At 75.5% G+C, this 19134-nt stretch carries 12 protein-coding genes; 10 read left to right on the forward strand and 2 right to left on the reverse strand.

Features of this window, described 5'->3' with window-relative positions; translation table 11 throughout:
- Positions 1-42 precede the first annotated feature (42 nt).
- Positions 43-1254: an acyl-CoA dehydrogenase family protein gene (locus AC0GKK_RS26125; RefSeq protein ID WP_489882797.1), complete on the forward strand. Its 1212-nt coding sequence runs from the start codon at positions 43-45 to the stop codon at positions 1252-1254.
- A complete protein-coding gene (locus tag AC0GKK_RS26130; RefSeq protein WP_337831755.1) occupies positions 1247-2413 on the forward strand; it encodes an acyl-CoA dehydrogenase family protein in 1167 nt (388 codons plus the stop codon). The genes AC0GKK_RS26125 and AC0GKK_RS26130 overlap by 8 nt, the downstream gene beginning before the upstream one ends.
- 15 nt (positions 2414-2428) lie before the next feature.
- Here AC0GKK_RS26130 and AC0GKK_RS26135 read toward each other — a convergent pair whose 3' ends face one another.
- A complete protein-coding gene (locus AC0GKK_RS26135; protein ID WP_489882798.1) occupies positions 2429-3910 on the reverse strand; it encodes an alkaline phosphatase D family protein in 1482 nt (493 codons plus the stop codon).
- A 489-nt stretch (positions 3911-4399) separates the two neighbouring features.
- Between AC0GKK_RS26135 and AC0GKK_RS26140 the strand changes: the two genes are divergently transcribed.
- Genes AC0GKK_RS26140 through AC0GKK_RS26175 form a run of 8 tightly spaced genes read left to right on the forward strand, consistent with a single transcriptional unit; the run spans position 4400 to position 18040 of the window.
- A complete protein-coding gene (locus AC0GKK_RS26140; protein WP_489882799.1) occupies positions 4400-7093 on the forward strand; it encodes a Pls/PosA family non-ribosomal peptide synthetase in 2694 nt (897 codons plus the stop codon).
- Entirely contained in the window at positions 7090-9633 is a 2544-nt protein-coding gene (locus AC0GKK_RS26145) for a non-ribosomal peptide synthetase (RefSeq protein WP_489882800.1), read from the forward strand. Before AC0GKK_RS26140 ends, AC0GKK_RS26145 begins: the two co-directional genes overlap by 4 nt.
- A gap of 17 nt (positions 9634-9650) precedes the next feature.
- Positions 9651-10628 carry a TauD/TfdA family dioxygenase gene (locus AC0GKK_RS26150; RefSeq protein ID WP_489882801.1) on the forward strand — a complete coding sequence of 326 codons (978 nt, stop codon included), beginning with the start codon at positions 9651-9653 and terminating at the stop codon, positions 10626-10628.
- A complete protein-coding gene (sbnB, locus tag AC0GKK_RS26155) occupies positions 10625-11668 on the forward strand; it encodes a 2,3-diaminopropionate biosynthesis protein SbnB (protein ID WP_489882802.1) in 1044 nt (347 codons plus the stop codon). Before AC0GKK_RS26150 ends, sbnB begins: the two co-directional genes overlap by 4 nt.
- A 31-nt stretch (positions 11669-11699) precedes the next feature.
- Positions 11700-12755 carry a 2,3-diaminopropionate biosynthesis protein SbnA gene (sbnA, locus tag AC0GKK_RS26160; protein ID WP_489882803.1) on the forward strand — a complete coding sequence of 352 codons (1056 nt, stop codon included), beginning with the start codon at positions 11700-11702 and terminating at the stop codon, positions 12753-12755.
- Positions 12755-15115: a hypothetical protein gene (locus tag AC0GKK_RS26165; protein WP_489882804.1), complete on the forward strand. Its 2361-nt coding sequence runs from the start codon at positions 12755-12757 to the stop codon at positions 15113-15115. Before sbnA ends, AC0GKK_RS26165 begins: the two co-directional genes overlap by 1 nt.
- Positions 15112-16212: an FAD-dependent oxidoreductase gene (locus AC0GKK_RS26170; RefSeq protein WP_489882805.1), complete on the forward strand. Its 1101-nt coding sequence runs from the start codon at positions 15112-15114 to the stop codon at positions 16210-16212. Before AC0GKK_RS26165 ends, AC0GKK_RS26170 begins: the two co-directional genes overlap by 4 nt.
- 46 nt (positions 16213-16258) lie before the next feature.
- Positions 16259-18040, forward strand: coding sequence for an acyl-CoA dehydrogenase (locus tag AC0GKK_RS26175; protein ID WP_489882806.1), 1782 nt, complete (start codon positions 16259-16261; stop codon positions 18038-18040).
- Positions 18041-18046: 6 nt separating this feature from the next.
- Here the strand turns inward: AC0GKK_RS26175 and AC0GKK_RS26180 are convergent, their stop codons facing one another.
- A complete protein-coding gene (locus AC0GKK_RS26180) occupies positions 18047-19075 on the reverse strand; it encodes an Lrp/AsnC family transcriptional regulator (RefSeq protein WP_083474155.1) in 1029 nt (342 codons plus the stop codon).
- Positions 19076-19134: the final 59 nt, after the last annotated feature.

Here is a 19134-nt window from a genome sequence, read left to right on the forward strand (position 1 = left end):
CGACGTCGACGACGACCGTCAGGCCCGCCTTCCGGAGGTGCGATGAGCTCGCCCACCACGACCCGACCGGCATCCGACGCGGCCCGCGTGGCACAGGCCGCCCGGGAGGTGGTCGAGGCCCACGACCCGCGGTCGGTGCCGCGCGAGGAGCTGTTCGGCGCCCTCTACGACGCCGGGCTCGCCTGGGTGCACCACCCCGAGGGGCTCGGCGGGCTCGGCCTGTCCCGCGGGCTCCAGCCGGTGGTCGACCAGATCGTCACCGACGCCGGCGGCGAGCGGATGTTCGCGGTCAACCCGATCGGCTACGGCATGGGCGCGCCGACCGTCGTCGAGTACGGCCCGGACCGTGACCGGGTGGCGGCCTGGCTGCGGCCGATGGCCACCGGCGAGGAGATCTGGTGCCAGCTGTTCAGCGAGCCCGGCGCCGGCTCCGACGTCGCGGGCCTGGCCACCTCCGCGGTCCGCGACGGCGACGAGTGGGTCGTCAACGGGCAGAAGGTCTGGACGACCCTGGCCCACGTCGCGCGGTGGGGGATGCTCGTCGCCCGCACCGACCCCGAGCAGCCCAAACACCGCGGCCTGACCTACTTCGTGATCGACATGACCCAGCCGGGCGTCGACGTCCGCCCGCTGCGCCAGATGACCGGGCAGGCCGAGTTCAACGAGGTCCACCTGCGCGACGCCCGGGTCCTCGACGCGCACCGGCTCGGCGAGGTCGGCGCCGGCTGGCAGGTCGCGATCACCACCCTGATGAACGAGCGCACCGCCATCGGCGGGGTCACCGGGAGGCGCGGCAGCGGCGTCATCGGCGAGGCCCTCGGCCTGTGGCGGGCCCACCCCGACCGGCACACCCCGGTGCTGCGCGACCGGCTCGCGGCACTGTGGACCCGCGCCGAGACCCACCGCCTCACCCTCGCCCGCGCGCGGCGCACCGCGAGCGCCGGACAGCCCGGTCCGGAGGGGTCGGTGTCCAAGCTGGTCGGCGCCGAGCTGAACCAGGACGTCTACGAGTTCTGCATGGACCTGCTCGGCCCGGACGCGCTGCTCTACGACGACTGGACGATGGACCGCGCACGGGTGCACACCGACCCGAACTCCACGGTGCAGCAGCGCTTCCTCCGCTCACGCGCGAACACCATCGAGGGCGGAACCTCGGAGGTCATGCGCAACATCCTCGGCGAACGCGTCCTCGGTCTGCCCGGCGAGCCCCGGTCGGACTCCGACCGCCCCTGGAAGGAGGTCCCCCGTGGCTGAGCAGGAGCTCCGGGAGTTCGACGTCACCGACGAGCAGCGCGAGCTGCGCGCGGCGCTGCACCGCTTCGCCGAGCGCCAGCACGACGAGGCCACCCTGCGCCGGCTCGTCGACACCACCGACGGGTTCGACCGGGCACTGTGGGCCCGGCTCGGCACCGAGCTCGGCGCGCTGTCCCTCGCGGTGCCCGAGGACCTCGGCGGCGCCGGCGGGACCTGTGTGGACCAGGCCGTCGCGGCGGAGGAGCTGGGTGCGGCGCTGGTGACCGGGCCGCTGCTCGGCACCGTCGCGCTCGCGGTCCCGGCGCTGGTCGCGGCCCCGGCGGGCGACGGGCGCGACGCGCTGCTCGCCGCGCTGGCCGACGGCTCGCGCACCGCGGCCCTGGTCGCCCGGCTCACCGAGCCCTACGACGGCGCCTCCGCGGCCGGTGTCACCGCCGACGGCGACCGGCTCACCGGCACGGTGGAGCACGTCCCGGACGCGGGCGCCGCGGACGTGCTGGTCGTCGCGGCCGCGGGCCCCGAGGGCCCGGTGCTGGCCGTGGTCGACCCCGGCGCCGACGGGGTGCGGGTGCAGCGGTGCGGCTCGTTCGACGTGACCCGCCCGGTCGCCCGGGTCGTCCTCGACGGGGCGACCGGCACCGTGCTCGCGACCGGCGCGGACGCCGACGGGGCGCTGCGGCACGCCTTCCGCACCGCCGGGGCGCTGCTCGCCGCCGAACAGGCCGGTATCGCCCGCCGCCTGCTCGACCTGACCGTCGCCTACGCGAAGGAGCGGCTGCAGTTCGGCAGGCCCATCGGGTCGTTCCAGGCGGTCAAGCACCGGTGCGCGGACATGCTCGTCGCCGTCGAACAGGCCCGGACCGCGGCGCTGCACGCGGCCTGGGCGGTCGACGACCCGCGCGTCGACGACGCCGACCTCGCCGTGTCGATCGCGCAGGCCACCTGCTCGGAGACGGCGTACCGGGTCGCCGCCGACGCGGTGCAGCTGCACGGCGGGATCGGCTTCACCTGGGAGCACGTCGCGCACCTGTACTACAAGCGCGCCGTCGCCGACGCGGCGCTGCTCGGGTCCGCCGAGGCCCACCGCGAGCGCATCGCCGCACTGGTGCTGGACACCCTCGACGACGACGTCCGCGAGCCCCGGGTGGCGACCGGCTGAGCGCCGGGGGCCGGGTCAGACCTTGTTCAGGCCCGGCTCCCGGTCCGGCACCACGAACGACGCCGCCGTGCGCACCGTGGCACCGGGCTCGCTGACCCGGGACACGGTGCGGAAGTCCGCGCGCATCTGCGCGGGGGTGAACGTCGCCAGCACGTAGCCGCGCCGGTCGAGCGACCACACCGAGCTGCCGCTGCCACCGGACTTCGCGTCGCCGTCGCCGTCGCCGCCGGAGGTGACCGAGGTGGTGACGAGCTCGGTGCCGGCGATCCGGTCGTCGGCACCGGGGATCTCGTTGGCGTGGTGGACATGCTCGTCGCCGGTGAGGACGACGGCGTTGCGCACGCCCGCCTCGGTCCAGCCGCGGACCACCCGCTCCCGGGACCCGGTGAACTCCCCCCAGGTGCCGGACTTGCCGCCCCGGCGCGGGGCGAAGAACACCTGCTGGGCCAGCACGTCCCAGCCCGCGGCGGAGTCGGCCAGCCCGCGCAGCAGCCAGCGTTCCTGGTCGGCGCCGAGCATCGAGCCGCGCATCCGGTACTGGCGGGTGTCCAGGACGTGGAAGGTGGCGAGCGAGCCCCACGCGAGCCGCCGGTAGAGCTGCATGTCCGGGCCGTCGGGCACCGAGGCGCGGCGCAGCGGCATGTGCTCGTAGTACGCCTGGGCCGCGGCCCGTCGCCGGTCGGGCGTCGCGCCGTCCCAGTCGTTGACGACCTCGTGGTCGTCCCACACCACCACCCACGGGGCGACGGCGTGGGCGGCGCGCAGGTCGTCGTCGGAGCGCTGGTGGGCGTGCGTACGCCGGTAGCCGGCGAGGTTCTTCGGCTCCGGCGGGCCCGGGTCGCGGACCTCCCCGCGGTCGATCTCGTAGAAGTAGTCGCCCAGGTGCAGGACGAGATCGGGGGCGTCGGCGGCCATCCCGCGGTAGGCGGTGAAGTGGCCCGCACCGAACTTCGCGCACGACGCCGTCGCGATGGTCAGCGAGGCGGCGGCCGCCCCCGCCGCGGGCGCGGTCCGGGTGCGCGCGACGGGGGAGAGGTGGCCACCGGTACGGAACCGGTAGAAGTACTCGCGGCCCGGGGCGAGTCCCGCGGGCTCGGCGTGCACGCTGTGCGCGAGCTCGCGGGTGGCGGTCTCGGTGCCGCGCGACACGACGCGGGCGAAGCGCTCGTCCTCGGCGACCTCCCACTCGACCTCGACGGCCCGGTCGGGCATGCCGCCGCGGCCGTCCTCGGCGTCGGGCTCGGGGGCGAGCCGGGTCCACAGGACCATCCCGTCGGGCGACGGGTCGCCCGAGGCGACGCCGAGGGTGAACGGGTCGGGCGTCGTCGCCTGGCGCAGGGCACCGGCGAACCAGCGGGGCACGGCGGCGGGCTCACCGCCGGGCGTGGCCGACACCAGCCCGGCGACCGCGGCCCCGAGAGTGCCGAGCAGCACGCTGCGGCGTGGCAGTGCGGTCACACGTCCTCCTGTGCGTGGTGGTCGGGGAGAACCGTCCATGCTCCGCCCCGGCGACCCCGGCGGCGGTGCGCACGCGCCGGGGCCGGTGTCGCCGGACGAGTGAATCACCGCGCGTGCCCGGTCACGGGCGATCGGCCGGAACCGGCCGGGTGCACACCCGGTCCTCCGCGGCGCGCCCGCACCGACGACTGATGCGTAGTGAGCTGCATCACATCCAGGCTCACGTCGAACCTCCGCTCGTCGAGTTACGAAAACAGTTCATCGGGATCGCGTCGGCTCGCGGCCCGCGACCGCGACGCCCTCGACGTCGCGGTCGAAATCGTGCCGCTCTGCCCCGGAAAAGGTGCGAGCCGGGGGTCGGTCGATCATAAAAATTGACTATGTAACGCGCTGGAAATGGTCGACGATTCTGCCCGTACACGCTCGTACTGCCGGGGGATGACGATGGTGTCGAAAGACGGGGTGATGACCGCCGGGCCTGTGCGCGAACAGGAATCGCGCACGGTGTCCGAGTCGGAACACGCTGTCGTGATCGCGTTCACAGCGATCATCACGGAGCTGCTCGACGCACCCGTGCGGCCGGACGACCACTTCTTCGTCGACGCCGGTGCCGACTCGATGGTCCTCGCCCGGTTCTGTGCGCGGGTCCGGCAGCGGCCCGACCTGCCGCACGTCGCGATGACCGACGTCTACGCCCACCCCACCGTGGCCGGGCTGGCCGCGGCACTCGCCCCGTCGGTCGCACGCTCCGCTCGCACCGTCGACGACGTGCGCGAGGGCTACCGGGCGATCCTCGCCGAGCTGGTCGGCGCCGACGTCGGGGCCGACGCCGACGTGTTCGCCGACCTCGGTGCCGACTCCATGACGATGACCCGGTTCTGTGCCCGGGTCCGCCGCCGCGACGACCTGCCCGACGTCGCGATGACCGACGTCTACGCCCACCCCACCGCCGCCGGTCTGGCCGTCGCGCTCGCCGGCGGCGCTGGTCCCGTGCCGGACGAGGCGCCGCCCGCGCCGCCGGTCCCGACCGGCACCACCCGCGCCTACGTGCTGTGCGGCGCGGCGCAGCTGCTCACCTTCGTCGTGTTCACCCTCGCCTACGGCACCCTGCTCGGCGCGGTGTACCAGTGGATCGCCCTCGGCACCGGGCTGGTGGACTTCTACCTGCGCTCGCTGGCCGCGGTGGCGGTGGCCTTCACGGTGTTCGCGGTGCTCCCGATCGCCGCGAAGTGGCTGCTCGTCGGCCGGTGGACCGAGCGCGAGATCCCGCTGTGGAGTGCCGCCTACTACCGGTTCTGGCTGGCCAGGACCCTGGTCCGCACCAACCCGCTGCTGCTGGTCGCCGCGGGCTCGCCGCTGCTGCCGCTCTACCTGCGGCTGCTCGGCGCCCGGATCGGGCCCGGCGTGGTCATGCTGGCGCGCACCATCCCGGCCTGCCCGGACCTGCTCACGATCGGCGCGAACACCGTGCTGCGCAAGGACTCGATCCTGTCCTGCTACCGCGCCGAGCCGGGCATCATCCGGACCGGCCGGGTCACGATCGGTGCCCGCGTCGTCGTCGGCGAGGCGTCGGTGATCGACATCGAGACCGAGATCGGCGACGGCGGACGGCTCGCCCACGCCTCCTCGCTGCACACCGGTCAGGTCGTCCCGGCCGGTGCGACCTGGTGGGGCACTCCGGCCCGCCCGGGCGGCGGAGATCCCGGCGCCGGGGTCTCGGCGACGGTCGGCCGGGCCCGGCGCGCCGGCTATGCGACCGGCCAGCTCGGCTGGCTGCTGCTGGTCTGGCTGCCGCTGGGCACCGGTGTGGTCGACGTCGTGCTGGCGTCCGTGCCGACGCTGGCGGCGGTGATCGGCAGCGGGGCCGCCGGGGTGGTCTCGTCCCAGCTCTGGCTCGACGCCCTCGTCAGCTCGACCGGCCTGCTCCTCGCCGGGACGGCCGTCGGTCTGTTCGGGGCCGCAGTGGTCGCGCGCGTGCTGTCGCTCGGGCTCACCGAGGGTCGTCCGTACCCCCTCTACGGCCTGCGATACACGTTGCAGCGCACCGTGTTACGGATCACGAACGTCCGGTTCTTCACCTATCTGCTCGGCGACAGCTCCTACATCGTCGATTACCTCCGGATCATCGGACACGATCTCCGGCGCACCCCGCAGACGGGAACGAATTTCGGTACCGCGGTGAAGCAGGAGACGCCGTTCGCGAGCTCGATCGGAACCGGCACGATGGTCGCCGATGGTTTGTCCATCGTCAATGTCGACTATTCGGACACCGCATTCGTCGTGAACCGGACACGGATTGCGTCGAACTCGTTCCTGGGCAACAGGATCGTGTGGACGGCCGGCTCCAGGGTCGGCGACGACTGCCTGATCGCCACCAAGACGCTCGTCCCCACCGACGGCCGGGTGCGGACCGGGGTCGGGCTCCTGGGCTCGCCGCCGTTCGAGATCCCCCGCACCGTCGCCCGGGACTCGATGTTCGGCCACCTGCACACCGGGCTCGACCTGCACGACCGGCTGCGCGCCAAGAACCGCTACAACCGCCGCACCATCGCCCTGGCCGTGGCGTTCCGGTGGGGCGCCCTGTTCGGGGTCACCCTGCTCACCCTGGTCGTGGCCGCCCTGCTGGCGCCGCTGGGCCCGGTCGCGGTCGGGGTGCAGCTGCTGTTGTCGCTGCTGTTCACGATGACGTACACGATCACCGTCGAGCGGCTCACCGTCGCCGGGCGCCGCCGGCTCCAGCCGCGCTTCTGCTCGGTCTACGACCCGTACTTCTGGTGGCACGAGCGCTACTGGAAGCTCGTGGTGCAGGGCTGGGACCGGATGCTCGCCGGGACCCCGTTCAAGAACCTCGTCACCCGCGCGCTCGGCGTGCAGATCGGCCGCCGCGTCTTCGACGACGGCTGCAACATGACCGACCGCACGCTCGTGCGCATCGGCGACGACGTCGTCCTCAACGCCGGGTCGGTGCTGCAGTGCCACTCGCAGGAGGACGGCACCTTCAAGTCCGACTTCATCTCCGTCGGCACCGGCGCCTGTCTCGACGTCGGTGCCTTCGTCCACTACGGCGCCGTCGTCGGCGACGCCGCCCGCATCGGCTGCGACGCCTTCCTCATGAAGGGCGAGGAGGTCCCCGCCGGTGCCGTCTGGGAGGGCAATCCGGCCGCCGCCCCGCGCTCCCGCCCCGCCCCGACCCCGCTGCTGAACGGAGAGACCGCACGATGACCGGCACGCTCGCCGACCCCGCCACCACGACCGCCCGCGAGTACTGGACCCGGGTGCTGCTCACCGGCGGTGCCACCCCGGCCCCGTCCTGGACGGCGACACCCCGGCCCGGGACCGCCGTGCACACCGAGCCGATCCCGCGGGACGCGGTCGCCGCCGTCGCCGCGGTGACCGGCGTGGAGGCCGGCGCGGTGCTGCTCGCCGCGCACGCCGCCGTCCTCGCGGCCCTGTCCGGCGACACCGAGGTGACCGCCGGGGTCCCGGCCCGCACCGGCGCGACGCCGCTGCCGGTGTGCCTGGACACGGCCCGCAGCTGGTCCGCGCTGGTCACCGCGGCCGCCGACGCCCTGGCCGGGCTGCGCGCCCACCCCGGGCCCGACCTGGGACGCCTCGCCGCCGAGCTCGGGACCGCGGTGCCGTCGTTCGGCACGGTGCTCGACCCGGGCGCGGACCTGCGCGGCGCAGAGATCGCCCCCGGCGCGCTGGACCGGACCGGTGAGCGCGGTGCCGACCCGGACACCACCACCGGCGACGGGCCGGGTGCCGCCGGGCTGCACGTCGCGGTGTCCGGGTCCACCCTGCGCCTGACCCACCGTCTCGACCTCCTCGACGAGGGCGCGGCCGCCCGGATCGCCGGCTACCACGCCGCGGCCCTGGCGCTCGCCGCCGCCGACCCCGACGCGCCCGTGCGCCCGTCGGCGCTGGTCGGGCAGGCCGAGCGCGACGCCCAGCTCGGCGACCTCGCCGGCCGGCCCCGGGACCTGCCCGACCGCCGTCCGCACGAGCTGCTCGCCGACCGCGCCGCCGCGGCCCCCGACGAGGTCGTCGCCGAGCACGCCGGGGTCACCCTCACCCGCGCCGAGCTGGAGGACCGGGCCGCGCGCGTCGCCTCGACCCTGCTCGACGCCGGGCTGGCGCCCGAGGACGTCGTCGCCGTGGTGTGCGACCGCGACCTCGACTGGATGGTCGCGGTGCTCGCCGTCCTGCGTGCCGGTGGCGCCTACCTGCCGGTGGAGCCGCACTTCCCGGCCGAGCGGATCGCCCGCACGCTGACCCGCGCCGGGTGCCGGATCGCGCTGACCACCGACGCCACCCGCGCCCACCTCGACGAGGCCGGCGTCGCGACGACGGTGCTGACCGTGCCGGACGCGGTCGCCGCCGCCGACGGCCCCGCACCCACCGCCGACGTCCCGGCCGACGGACTCGCCTACCTGTACTTCACCTCCGGCTCCACCGGCGAGCCCAAGGGCGCGATGTGCGAGCACGCCGGGATGCTGAACCACCTGCTCGCCAAGATCGAGGACCTGGAGCTGGAGCCGGGCTGCGTGGTCGCCCAGACCGCGCCGCAGTGCTTCGACATCTCGCTCTGGCAGCTCGTCGCGGGTCCGCTCGCCGGTGGGCGGACCCTGCTCGTCGAGCAGGACGTGATCCTCGACGTCCGCCGCTTCGTCGACACCCTGGTGCGGTCCCGGGTCACCGTCGCCCAGCTCGTGCCCAGCTACCTCGAGGTCGTGCTGACCTATCTGGAGGAGCACCCCACGGCGCTGCCCGACCTGCGGATGATCTCGGCCACCGGGGAGGCGCTCAAGACCGAGCTGGTGCAGCGCTGGTTCCGGGTGCTGCCCGGCGTCCCGCTGGTCAACGCCTACGGCCTGACCGAGACCTCCGACGACACCAACCACGCCGTGCTGCGCGAGGCTCCCGCGGACGGCCGGGTCCCGCTCGGCGCCCCGGTGCCCGGGGTGAAGGTCTACGTCGTCGACACCGACCTGGCGCCGGTTCCGCTCGGCGCGCCCGGGGAGATCGTGTTCTCCGGGGTGTGCGTCGGCCGCGGCTACGTCAACGACCCCGACCGCACCGCGGCGGCGTTCGGCTCGGACCCGCACCGGCCCGGCGAGCGGCTCTACCGCAGCGGCGACCACGGCCGCTGGCGCCCCGACGGTCAGCTCGAGTTCCTCGGCCGGCGCGACAACCAGGTCAAGATCCGCGGGTTCCGGATCGAGATCGGCGAGATCGAGAACGCGCTGCTGGCGGTGCCCGGTGTCCGCGACGCCTGCGTCGTCGTCGCGACGACCGCGGGCGGGCCGCAGCTGGTCGCCTACCACGCCGGCGACGGCCCGGACGCGCCCGAGGTCCGAACCCGGCTGGCGCGCAGCCTGCCCGCCTACATGGTCCCGCCGACGGTCCACCGGCTCGACCCGCTGCCGGTCACCGCCAACGGCAAGATCGACCGCAAGACCCTCACCGCGCACGCGACCGCGGCCGCGGCGCAGGCCGCCGTCGCCGGGAGCGCGTCGGCCGGCCCGACCGGTGGCGAGCTCACCGCGGCCCAGCGCCGCGTCGTCGACGCCGTCACCCGCGTCCTCGACCTGCCCGCCGGATCGGTGGGCCCCGACGACGACTTCGCCGACCTAGGGGGCAGCTCGCTGTCCGCGGTGAAGCTCGTGATCGCGCTCGGCCGGGCCGTCACGGTCCGCCAGGTGCTCGACCGTCCCGTCCTCGCCGACCTCGCCGGGTTGCTCCCGGCCGACCGGCGCTGACCACCACAGGGGGAGACATGACCGGATCACTGCTCGGGGTGCGCCCGCACCCCGGACGACCGCCCGTCCTCGACGCGGGCCCGGGCGGCGATGCCGCCGGCTGGACCGAGCGCCACGGCGACGCGCTGCGTGACCTGCTCGACGACCACGGTGTCGTGCTGGTGCGCGGGCTCGGCCTGCGCACCGTCGCCGACGTCGCCGGTGTGGCCGCCCGGCTGGGGACCGGCAGCTACGTCGAGCGCGAGGCGATCGCCGCCCGGACCCTGCTGTCGGACGGCGTCTACTCGGCCACCCCGTGGCCCGCGCGCCAGCCGATGTGCGCCCACCACGAGCTGTCCTACGTCCTGGACACGCCCGCCACGCTGCTGTTCGCCTGCCTGCGTGCATCCGAGACCGGCGGCGCGACGCCGCTGGTCGACACCAGCCGGGTCGCGGCGGACCTGCCGCCCGCACTCGTCGACCGCGTCGAGCGCGAGGGCTGGATCCTCACCCGCTCCTACGGTGACGACATCGGCGCGTCCTGGGAACAGGCGTTCGGCACCGCCGACCGCGACGCCGTCGAGCGCTACTGCCGGGCCAACGCCATCGATACGGTCTGGACGCCCGACGGCGGGCTGCGCACCCGCCAGCGCCGGCACGGCGTGCTGATGCACCCGGTCACCGGGCAGCGGGTCTGGTTCAACCAGATCGCGTTCCTGTCGGAGTTCGCGATGGACCCCGAGGTCCGCGAGTTCCTGCTGGAGATGCACGGCCCGGACGGGCTGCCGTTCAGCACCCGCTTCGGCGACGGCTCCCCGGTGCCGGAGGCGGTCGTCGACGAGATCAACGCCGCGCACGACCGGCACGCCGTCCGCGAGCCCTGGCAGGACGGCGACCTGCTGGTCGTGGACAACCTGCGGTTCGCCCACGGCCGCGACCCCTACACCGGTGACCGACACGTCGTCGTCGCCATGACCGACGGCGTCGCCGTCCCCGCCTTCGAGGGAGCCCGATGAACGCCCCGGCCGAGTCCGTCCCCGCCTTCTCCGTGATCTCCGGCGCCCAGGTGGCGCGGGCGCTCGGCGGGCGGGAGAAGGAGCTCGTCGAGCTCGTCGAGGACACCTACCGGGTGCACGGCGCCGGCGCGACGGTGAACCCGCCGTCGTACTTCCTGCGGTTCCCCGACCGACCGTCGTCGCGGATCATCGCGCTGCCCGCGTCGCTGGGCGGTACCGGGGACGACACCGGCGTCGACGGCATCAAGTGGATCTCCAGCTTCCCGGAGAACGTCGCCCGCGGCGTCCCCCGGGCCTCGGCGGTGCTGATCCTCAACGACCCCCGCACCGGCTACCCGTACGCCTGCCTGGAGAGCTCGATCATCTCCGCGACGCGCACCGCGGCGTCGGCGGCCTCGGCGGCCGACCGGCTCTCGCGCGACCGGGCCCGCCCGCGTCGCGTCGGGTTCGTCGGGACCGGGCTGATCGCCCGCTACATCCACCAGTTCCTGGTCGGCACCGGATGGACCTTCGACGAGGTCGGCGTGTTCGACCTGTCGGCCGACTCCGCGGAGGGGTTCCGGGGCCACGTCGAGCGGACCGCGCCCGGCGCGGTCGGGATCCACGACTCCGCCGAGTCGCTGGTCCGCGGCAGCGACCTGGTGATCTTCGCGACCGTCGCGGGCACCCCGCACGTGTACGACCCCGCCTGGTTCGACCACCACCCGCTGGTGCTGAACGTGTCGCTGCGCGACCTGTCCGCGGACATCGTGCTCAGCGCCTTCAACGTCCTCGACGACGTGGAGCACTGCCTCAAGGCCGACACCTCCCCGCACCTGGCCGAACAGGCCACCGGGAACCGCGACTTCGTCGACGGCACCCTCGACCAGGTGCTCGACGGCACGCTGGCCGTCCCCACCGACCGCACGGTCGTGTTCTCCCCGTTCGGCCTCGGGGTCCTCGACCTCGCCGTCGGACGGTTCGTCCACGCCGAGGTCGCCCGCGCCGGCGAGCTGCACACCGTCGACGACTTCTTCCACGAGCTGAGCCGGCACGGCTGAGCCGCCACCACTGGTACACGAGGGGTCGACGATGACCGTCATCTCCGCACCCGAAGACTTCAACACCGACGACCTGTACGTCGACCTGACCGGGGTCCTCGGACTGTCGGTCTACCTCAAGTGCGAGGGCTTCAATTTCGCAGGATCGGTCAAGCTCAAGGCCGCGCTCGGCATGGTCACCGACGCCGAGCGGCGCGGCCTGCTGCACCGCGGATCGGTGCTCGTGGAGTCCTCCTCGGGCAACCTCGGCGTCGCGCTCGCCATGATCGCGGCGAGCCGGGGCTACCGGTTCGTCTGCGTCACCGACCCGCGCTGCAACCCGGCCACGCACCGGCTGATGGAGGCGCTCGGCGCGGAGGTCCGCGTCGTCGACACCCCCGACGCCGCCGGGGGCTTCCTCGCCACCCGGATCGCGCTGGTCCGCTCGCTGGTCGCCGGCGACGACCGCTACGTCTGGCTCAACCAGTACGCCAACCCGGAGAACCAGGGCTCGCACCAGGTCACGACCGGGCCGGAGATCGAGGCGGCGTTCCCGCAGCTCGACGTGGTCTTCGTCGGCGCGGGCACGACCGGCACGCTGATGGGCTGCGCCCGCTACTTCCGGTCCCGGCCGCGTCCGGTCCGGGTGGTCGCCGTCGACGCGGCCGGGTCGGTCACCTTCGGCGACCGGCCGACGCCCCGGATGATCCCGGGGCTGGGCACCAGCGTCCGCCCGGAGGCGCTCGACGAGTCCTACATCGACGACGTCGTGCACGTCGCCGAGCCCGACACGCTCGAGGCGTGCCACGCCCTGGCCCGCCGCGGGTTCCTGTTCGGCGGGTCGACCGGCACCGTCGTCGCGGGGGCCGCGGACTGGCTGCGCCGCCACGGCGACGCGACGACCACGGCCGTCGCGCTCGCCCCGGACATGGGGGAGCGCTACCTGGACACGGTCTACCGGCCGTCGTGGCTGGCCGAGCACTTCGGCCCCGAGGCGGCGGCCGGGATGCCGCAGCCGCGCGAGGCCACGATCACCGAGGTCACGCCCGCCGGCGTGGTCACCGAGATCCTGCCCGGTGGCCCGGCCCTGGTCGCGGGGTCCCGCTGATGGCCCGCACCAGGACCCCGCGGGCCCCGCTGGTCCCGCCGCGACGCGAGGCACCGGCGGAGACGTCAGCCGGGTCGTCGCCGTCCCGGCCGACGCCCTACCGCCGCGAGAACGCACCGCGGGAGCCGGCCGGCGGAGCCCCGGGTGCCGTCGACGACGCCTCCGCGACGACGGCGCTGCCCGCGGTGACTCCGTCGCCGGCCGGTGCGGCCCCGGCGCGGGGCGACGAGCGACCCCCGGTGCGCGACGCCGGTACCGGTGCCGCTGAGCTGCCACGGTCGGCTGAGCTGCCGCGGTCCGCCGAGCCGTCGTCGCGCCCCGGCATGCCGGCGCGGGCCCGGTCGCGGCGGCGGGGACTGGTGCCGCCGCCGGGTGCGGTGACCCGGGCCGAGCCCGTCGCGTCGTCGGCGGAGCCCGGTACCCCGGACGCTTCCGGTGTTTCCGGGGTGGAGGACACCGTCCAGACGCGACCGCGCACCGGGGCCGACCCGCGCAGCGGCACCGACGCGCAGCACGGGACCGAGTCGCGCACCGGAGCCGAGACACGCAACGGCACCGACGCACGCAACGGCACCGACGCACGCGCCGGGACCGAGCCGCGCGCCGGGGCACACCGCACCGCGACCCCGACGTCGCTGCCGACCTCACCCCGCACCGGCACCCAGTCCCCGCCCCGGTCCCCGGCCCCGGGTCCGGGTTCGGTGGACGGCGCGAAGGGCAGGAACGGCGCGGACGATGCGCACGGCGCGGTGTCGGCCACGACGCCCGTCGGACCGTCGGCGGTCACGGGGACGGCGTCGGTCACCGGCTCCTCGGCCCTGCCCACCCGGTCCGCACCGCTGGGCGCACCGGCGCCGACGGCACCGTCCCGTCCGTCCCCGGCCACCTCGTCGATCCCGCGGGTGCCGCCGACGGCGTCCGTGCCCACCCCCGCACCGACCCCGCAGCGGTCCCCGGTCGCACCCCTGCACCCGGCCCCGACGGGGTCCGGACCGGCGCTGCCGGCGGGATTCGACGGTCCGGCCCCGCCCGGTGCGCCCCGGCCGGACCGGACCGCGGCACCGGCCCCGTCGACCACCCCTGCGGCCGCACCGGTCCCGGCCGCGGCACCGGCAGCCGTCCCGTCCGGGGCGGACCGCAACGGCGCCCTGGCGGAGATCGGCGCGACCCTGCGCCGTCGCCGCGCGCCCGTCACCGGAGCCGTGCTGCTCGCGGCCGCGGGCGCGGCGGGCCTGGCCGTGCTCCTCCCGCCGCCCACCGTCGCGACGACGTCGGTGCAGGTCGGCTCGGTCGGCACCGCCGACCCCGGGCCGGCCACCGCCCGCGCGCTCGCCGCGGCCGGCAGCGCCGCCTTCACCGATCGCGTCGCCCAGCTGACCGGCTCCACCGTCACCGACGTCGCCGGGCGCCTCGTGCTCACCGCACCCGAACCGGGTGTGGTCGCCGTCCGCGCCACCGGCACCGACTACGCGACCGCCACCGCGCTGGCCGACGACGCGGTCACCGCGCTGCGCGAGCGCATCGGCGCCCTCGACGCCGCCGTCACCACCGGCGGAACCCAGCCGCTGCGCGCCGAGATCGACCGGCGGGCCGCCGACGCCCAGGCCACCGGCAGCTCCGGCACCACCGGGACCGATCCGGTCGCCGAGCAGCTCGGCCGGACACTGGCCGACCGGACCGGGCAGGTCACCGTCGTCGTCGACGGGCCCGATCCGGTCGTCGCGCCGGAGGTCCCGACCGCGTGGTGGGTCGGCGGCGCGGCCGGGGTCGGCGCCGGTGCGGCGCTGCTGCTGGCCGGTCTCGGGGTGCCCGCGGTCCGCCGCGGCCGCGGACTGCTGCCCGAGGCCCACCCCGAGGACCGGCTCCGGGCCCGGCTCGACGTGCCGGTGCTCGCCCCGGGCACCGCACCGGACGCGGTGCCGCGCCTGGCCGGTGCCTACCGCGACCTGCTGCGCCACGTCGACCGCCTCACCGTCGTCCAGCTGACCCGCGAGCCCGCCTGCGACGTCGCGTCCGAGCTGGTCAAGGCGGCCGCCCTGGTGGGGGACCGGCGTGAGTACCGCGACCTCACCCCCGGCGCCCCGGCGACGACCGTCGCCCCCGGAACGCCGGTCGTGCGGGCCCTGCGGGTCCCGCGGCTCGCGCACGAGGACCTGTGCAGCGTGCGCGACGGCGGGCCGAGCGTGCTCGTCGTCGAGACCGCCGCGACGACCACCGAGGACGTCGTGACGGCCGTCGCCGCGCTGCGGGCGGTCGGTGCGCCGCCGCTGCTCTGCCTGGTCTGGCCCGGACGCCTGCCCCGGGACCCGGCCCGCGTGCCGCTGCCCGCGGACGCCCGGATCCGGTCGCAGCACCCGTGAGGCGGGCCGGGTCGGTCGAGTGCGCCGTCGTCGGGCTGGGTGTGCTCGGCGCGGCGTCGCTGCTCGCGCTGGCCCGCGCCGGGGTGTCCTGCGTCGGGGTGGAGTCCGGGCGCGTCGGCCACCCCGACGGCGGTTCCGGCGGCGGGACGCGGATCTTCCGCACCGCCGTCGCGACCGGGCCGGACCACGTCCGCCTGCTCGACCGCAGCCGTGAGCTCTGGACCGGACTGCCCGGCGCGCCGTTCACCGCCTGCGGCGCGCTCACCCTCGGCCCCCGCGACGACCCGCGGGTCCGGGCGGTCGCGCTGCCGGGCCGGACCACCGTGCTCGACGCGGCCACGGCGGCCGCGCGCTGGCCCGCGCACCTGCTCGGCGCGGACGAGGTGGCCGTGCTCGACCCGGGCGGCGGGCTGCTCGACGCCGGCACCGCCACCCGCGGGCTCGTCGCGGAGGCCCGCCGGGCCGGGGCGGCCGTCCGGGAGGGCGTCACCGTCGTCGGCGTCGGCAGGCGGCGCGGGCGCGTCGTGCTGCACACCGTCGACGGCGAGACCGTCGCCGACCACGTCGTGATCGCCACCGGTCACGGCGCCGGTCTCGTCCCGGGCGTCACCGGGATCGAGCAGCGCCGTGTCGTGCTGAGCTGGTTCGGGGTGCGGGACCCTGCCCGGTTCGCGCCCGCGGTCTTCCCGCCCGGGATCCACACCGCGGCACCGGTGCACACGTTCTTCCCCGCCGTCGACGGCGCGACCGTCAAGATCAACCACCAGCAGCCGCAGCCCCGCGTCCACTCGCCGGCCGACCACCACCCGTTGGTCGAGGCCGGCTACACCCGGGACTGGGCCGGTGCGGTCGCCGCCCGCCTCGCCGGCATGTCCGACCGGCCCGCCCGGCTGGAGTCCTACGTCGAGGGCTACACCCCGACCCGCCGCGGGATCGTCGCGCTCGCCCCGTGGGAGCCGCGCACCGTCGTCCTCGGCGGGTTCTCCGGCCAGGGCTTCAAGTACGCCCCGGCCGTCGGCGAGCTCGTCGCCGGCCTGGTACGGACCGGCCGGTCCGGGTCGCCGGCGTTCGCCCCGGCGCTCGCGGCCGGGGGCTGAGCGGCCCGCTTCCCCGGACCCGCCCCGGGGTGCGATCGTGGGTGCCGTGCGAGCGCAGCTGATCTCCCGTGCCGACCTCGACTTCCTGCTCCACGACTGGCTGCGGGTGGTCGAGCTCTGCGACCGCGAGCGCTACGCCGAGCACGACCGCGGCACCATCGACGCCGTCGTCGACCTCGCCGCACAGGTCGCGACCGAGCACTTCGCGCCGCACCGCAAGGTCTCCGACACCCGCGAGCCCGAGTTCGACGGCGAGCGCGTCACGCTCCCCGACGAGGTCCGCGCCGCGCTGAAGGTGCTGGGCGACACCGGGATCGTCGGCGCCGGGCTCGACGAGCGGGTCGGCGGGATGCAGCTGCCCGCCGTCGTCGTCCAGGCGTGTTTCGTGTGGCTGCACGCCGGCAACGTCGCCACCGCCGCCTACCCGATGCTCACCGTCGCCGCGGCCAACCTGCTGCTCACCCACGGCAGCTCCGAGCAGGTGCAGACCTGGGTGCGCCCGATGGTGGAGGGCCGCTACTTCGGCACGATGTGCCTGTCCGAGCCGCAGGCCGGGTCGTCGCTGGCCGACGTCACCACCCGGGCCGAGCCGCGCGACGACGGCACGCACCGGATCACCGGCACCAAGATGTGGATCTCCGGCGGCGAGCACGAGCTGGGGGAGAACATCGTCCACCTCGTGCTGGCGAAGATCCCCGGCGGACCGGCCGGGGTGAAGGGCATCTCGCTGTTCGTGGTGCCCCGGGTGCTGGAGAACGGCGAACGCAACGACATCGCCCTCGCCGGGCTCAACCACAAGATGGGCTACCGCGGCACCGTCAACACGGTGCTGAACTTCGGCGAGGGCCGCGCGACCCCGGGCGGGGAGGCGGGCGCCGTCGGCTACCTGGTGGGGGAGCCGCACACCGGTCTGGCCCAGATGTTCCACATGATGAACGAGGCCCGGGTCGGGGTCGGGGCGGGTGCCACCGCACTCGGCTACGCCGGCTACCTGCTGGCCCTCGACCACGCCCGTACCCGCACCCAGGGCCGCCCGGCCGGGGCGAAGGACCCGGCGAGCCCGCAGGTGCCGATCGTCGCCCACACCGACGTGCGCCGGATGCTGCTCGCGAGCAAGTCCTACGTGGAGGGTGCGCTCGCGCTGAACCTGTACTGCGGGCGGCTCCTCGACGAGGAGCGCACGGCGGGGACCGACGCGGAACGCCGCCGTGCGCACCTGCTGCTGGAGGTGCTGACCCCGGTCGCGAAGAGCTGGCCGTCGCAGTGGTGCCTGCACGCCAACGACCTCGCCATCCAGATCCACGGCGGCTACGGCTACACCCGCGACCACGACGTCGAGCAGCTCTACCGCGACAACCGGCTCAACCCGATCCACGAGGGCACCCACGGCATCCAGGGCCTGGACCTGCTGGGCCGCAAGGTCGTGATGCAGGGCGGCGCCGGGCTGACGCTGCTGCGGGAGACGATCGGGCAGACCGTGGAGCGCGGACGCGCGGTCGGCGGGGAACTCGCCGTGCACGCCGACGCCGTCGCGGCGGCCGTGGACCGGGTCGTCGAGGTGACCGGGATCGTGCACGGCCAGGACGACCCGGCGCTGGCGGTCGCACACTCCTCGGTCTACCTGGAGGCCGTCGGGCACGTCGTGCTCGCCTGGATCTGGCTGGAGCAGGCGCTCGCCGCCGAGGGTCGCGACGGCGACCTGTGCGAGGGCAAGCGTGCCGCGGCCCGCTACTTCGTGCGCCACGAGCTGCCCCGCACCGGCCCGCAGCTGGACCTGCTCGCGTCGCTGGACCGGACCACGCTCGACGTCCGCGACGCCTGGCTCTGACCCTCCTCAGCCGGGGAACACCGGGACGCACGCTCCGGTGGCCCGGCCGTCGGGGTGCAGCAGCCACCCCATCCGCTTGCGGGTCCGCAGGATGACCGAGGTGTCCACGATCTGCGCCTGCGGCAGCGACCGCTCCAGCGCCGACTGCATCCCGACCAGCTCGCCCAGCGAGTGCGTCCACGCCGTGACCAGAAGGTTCTCCGGCCCGGTGAGCGACAGGCACAGCCGCACCCGCGGATCGGTCCGGACCCGGCGCACCGCGTGCTCGACCGCGGCGGTCGGCAGCCGGATCCACCACGTCACGCAGATCGGCCACCGGGTCAGCAGCTGTGCGACCTCGCAGCGGAACACCAGTGCCCGCGAGCGCACCAGCGCCGACAGCTGCCGGCGCACCGTCGACGCCGGCCGCCCGACCCGGTCCGCGAGCTCCGCGGCGCTCGCCCGGCCGTCGGCGCACAGCTCCCGCACCAGCGGCGCGTACACCGGCCCCCGCAGGTCGACACCCGCCGCCTGCGGTGTCGTGTCCGCCCGGCGCAGCGCGCGCACGGCCGCGACCTGCCGGGTGTCGAGCGCGTCGAGCCGCCACCGGCTGCCCTCCCGGTGCACCCGCGACGCCAGGTGCGTGCGCACCGACGCGACCCCGGCCACCCGTCCGATCCGGTCCAGCACCAGCCCCGACAGCTCCGTGAACGACGCCGCGTTCACCGTCAGCAGCAGGTCCCGGCCGCGGGCGGCGTACTCGATGGTCATCACCGACGGCTCGGAGTCCAGCGCCGCGACGACCCCGGCGAGCCGCCCCGGCGCGCAGTCCACCTCGACCAGCGCCACCTGCATGGCGTCCTCGCCGACCACCGGATAACAGCTGATCCACGCGTGCCCGGACCCCTGCAGGCGGGCCCAGCGCCGGGCCAGCGTCACCGGCGCCGCGTCGAGCACCGGGCCGAGCCCGGCCCAGCTCGCGCGCGGGTGCAGCTGCAGCGCGTGGACGAGCGCGAAGTCGTCCTCGGACAGCGGATGACGGTCGGTTCCGTCCACGGGGCCCCCGATTCGGATCGGATCCGTCGATGTTACGTGCCGTAACGCGCGGGCTCCGA

The organism is Pseudonocardia sp. P-1, from assembly GCF_058111925.1.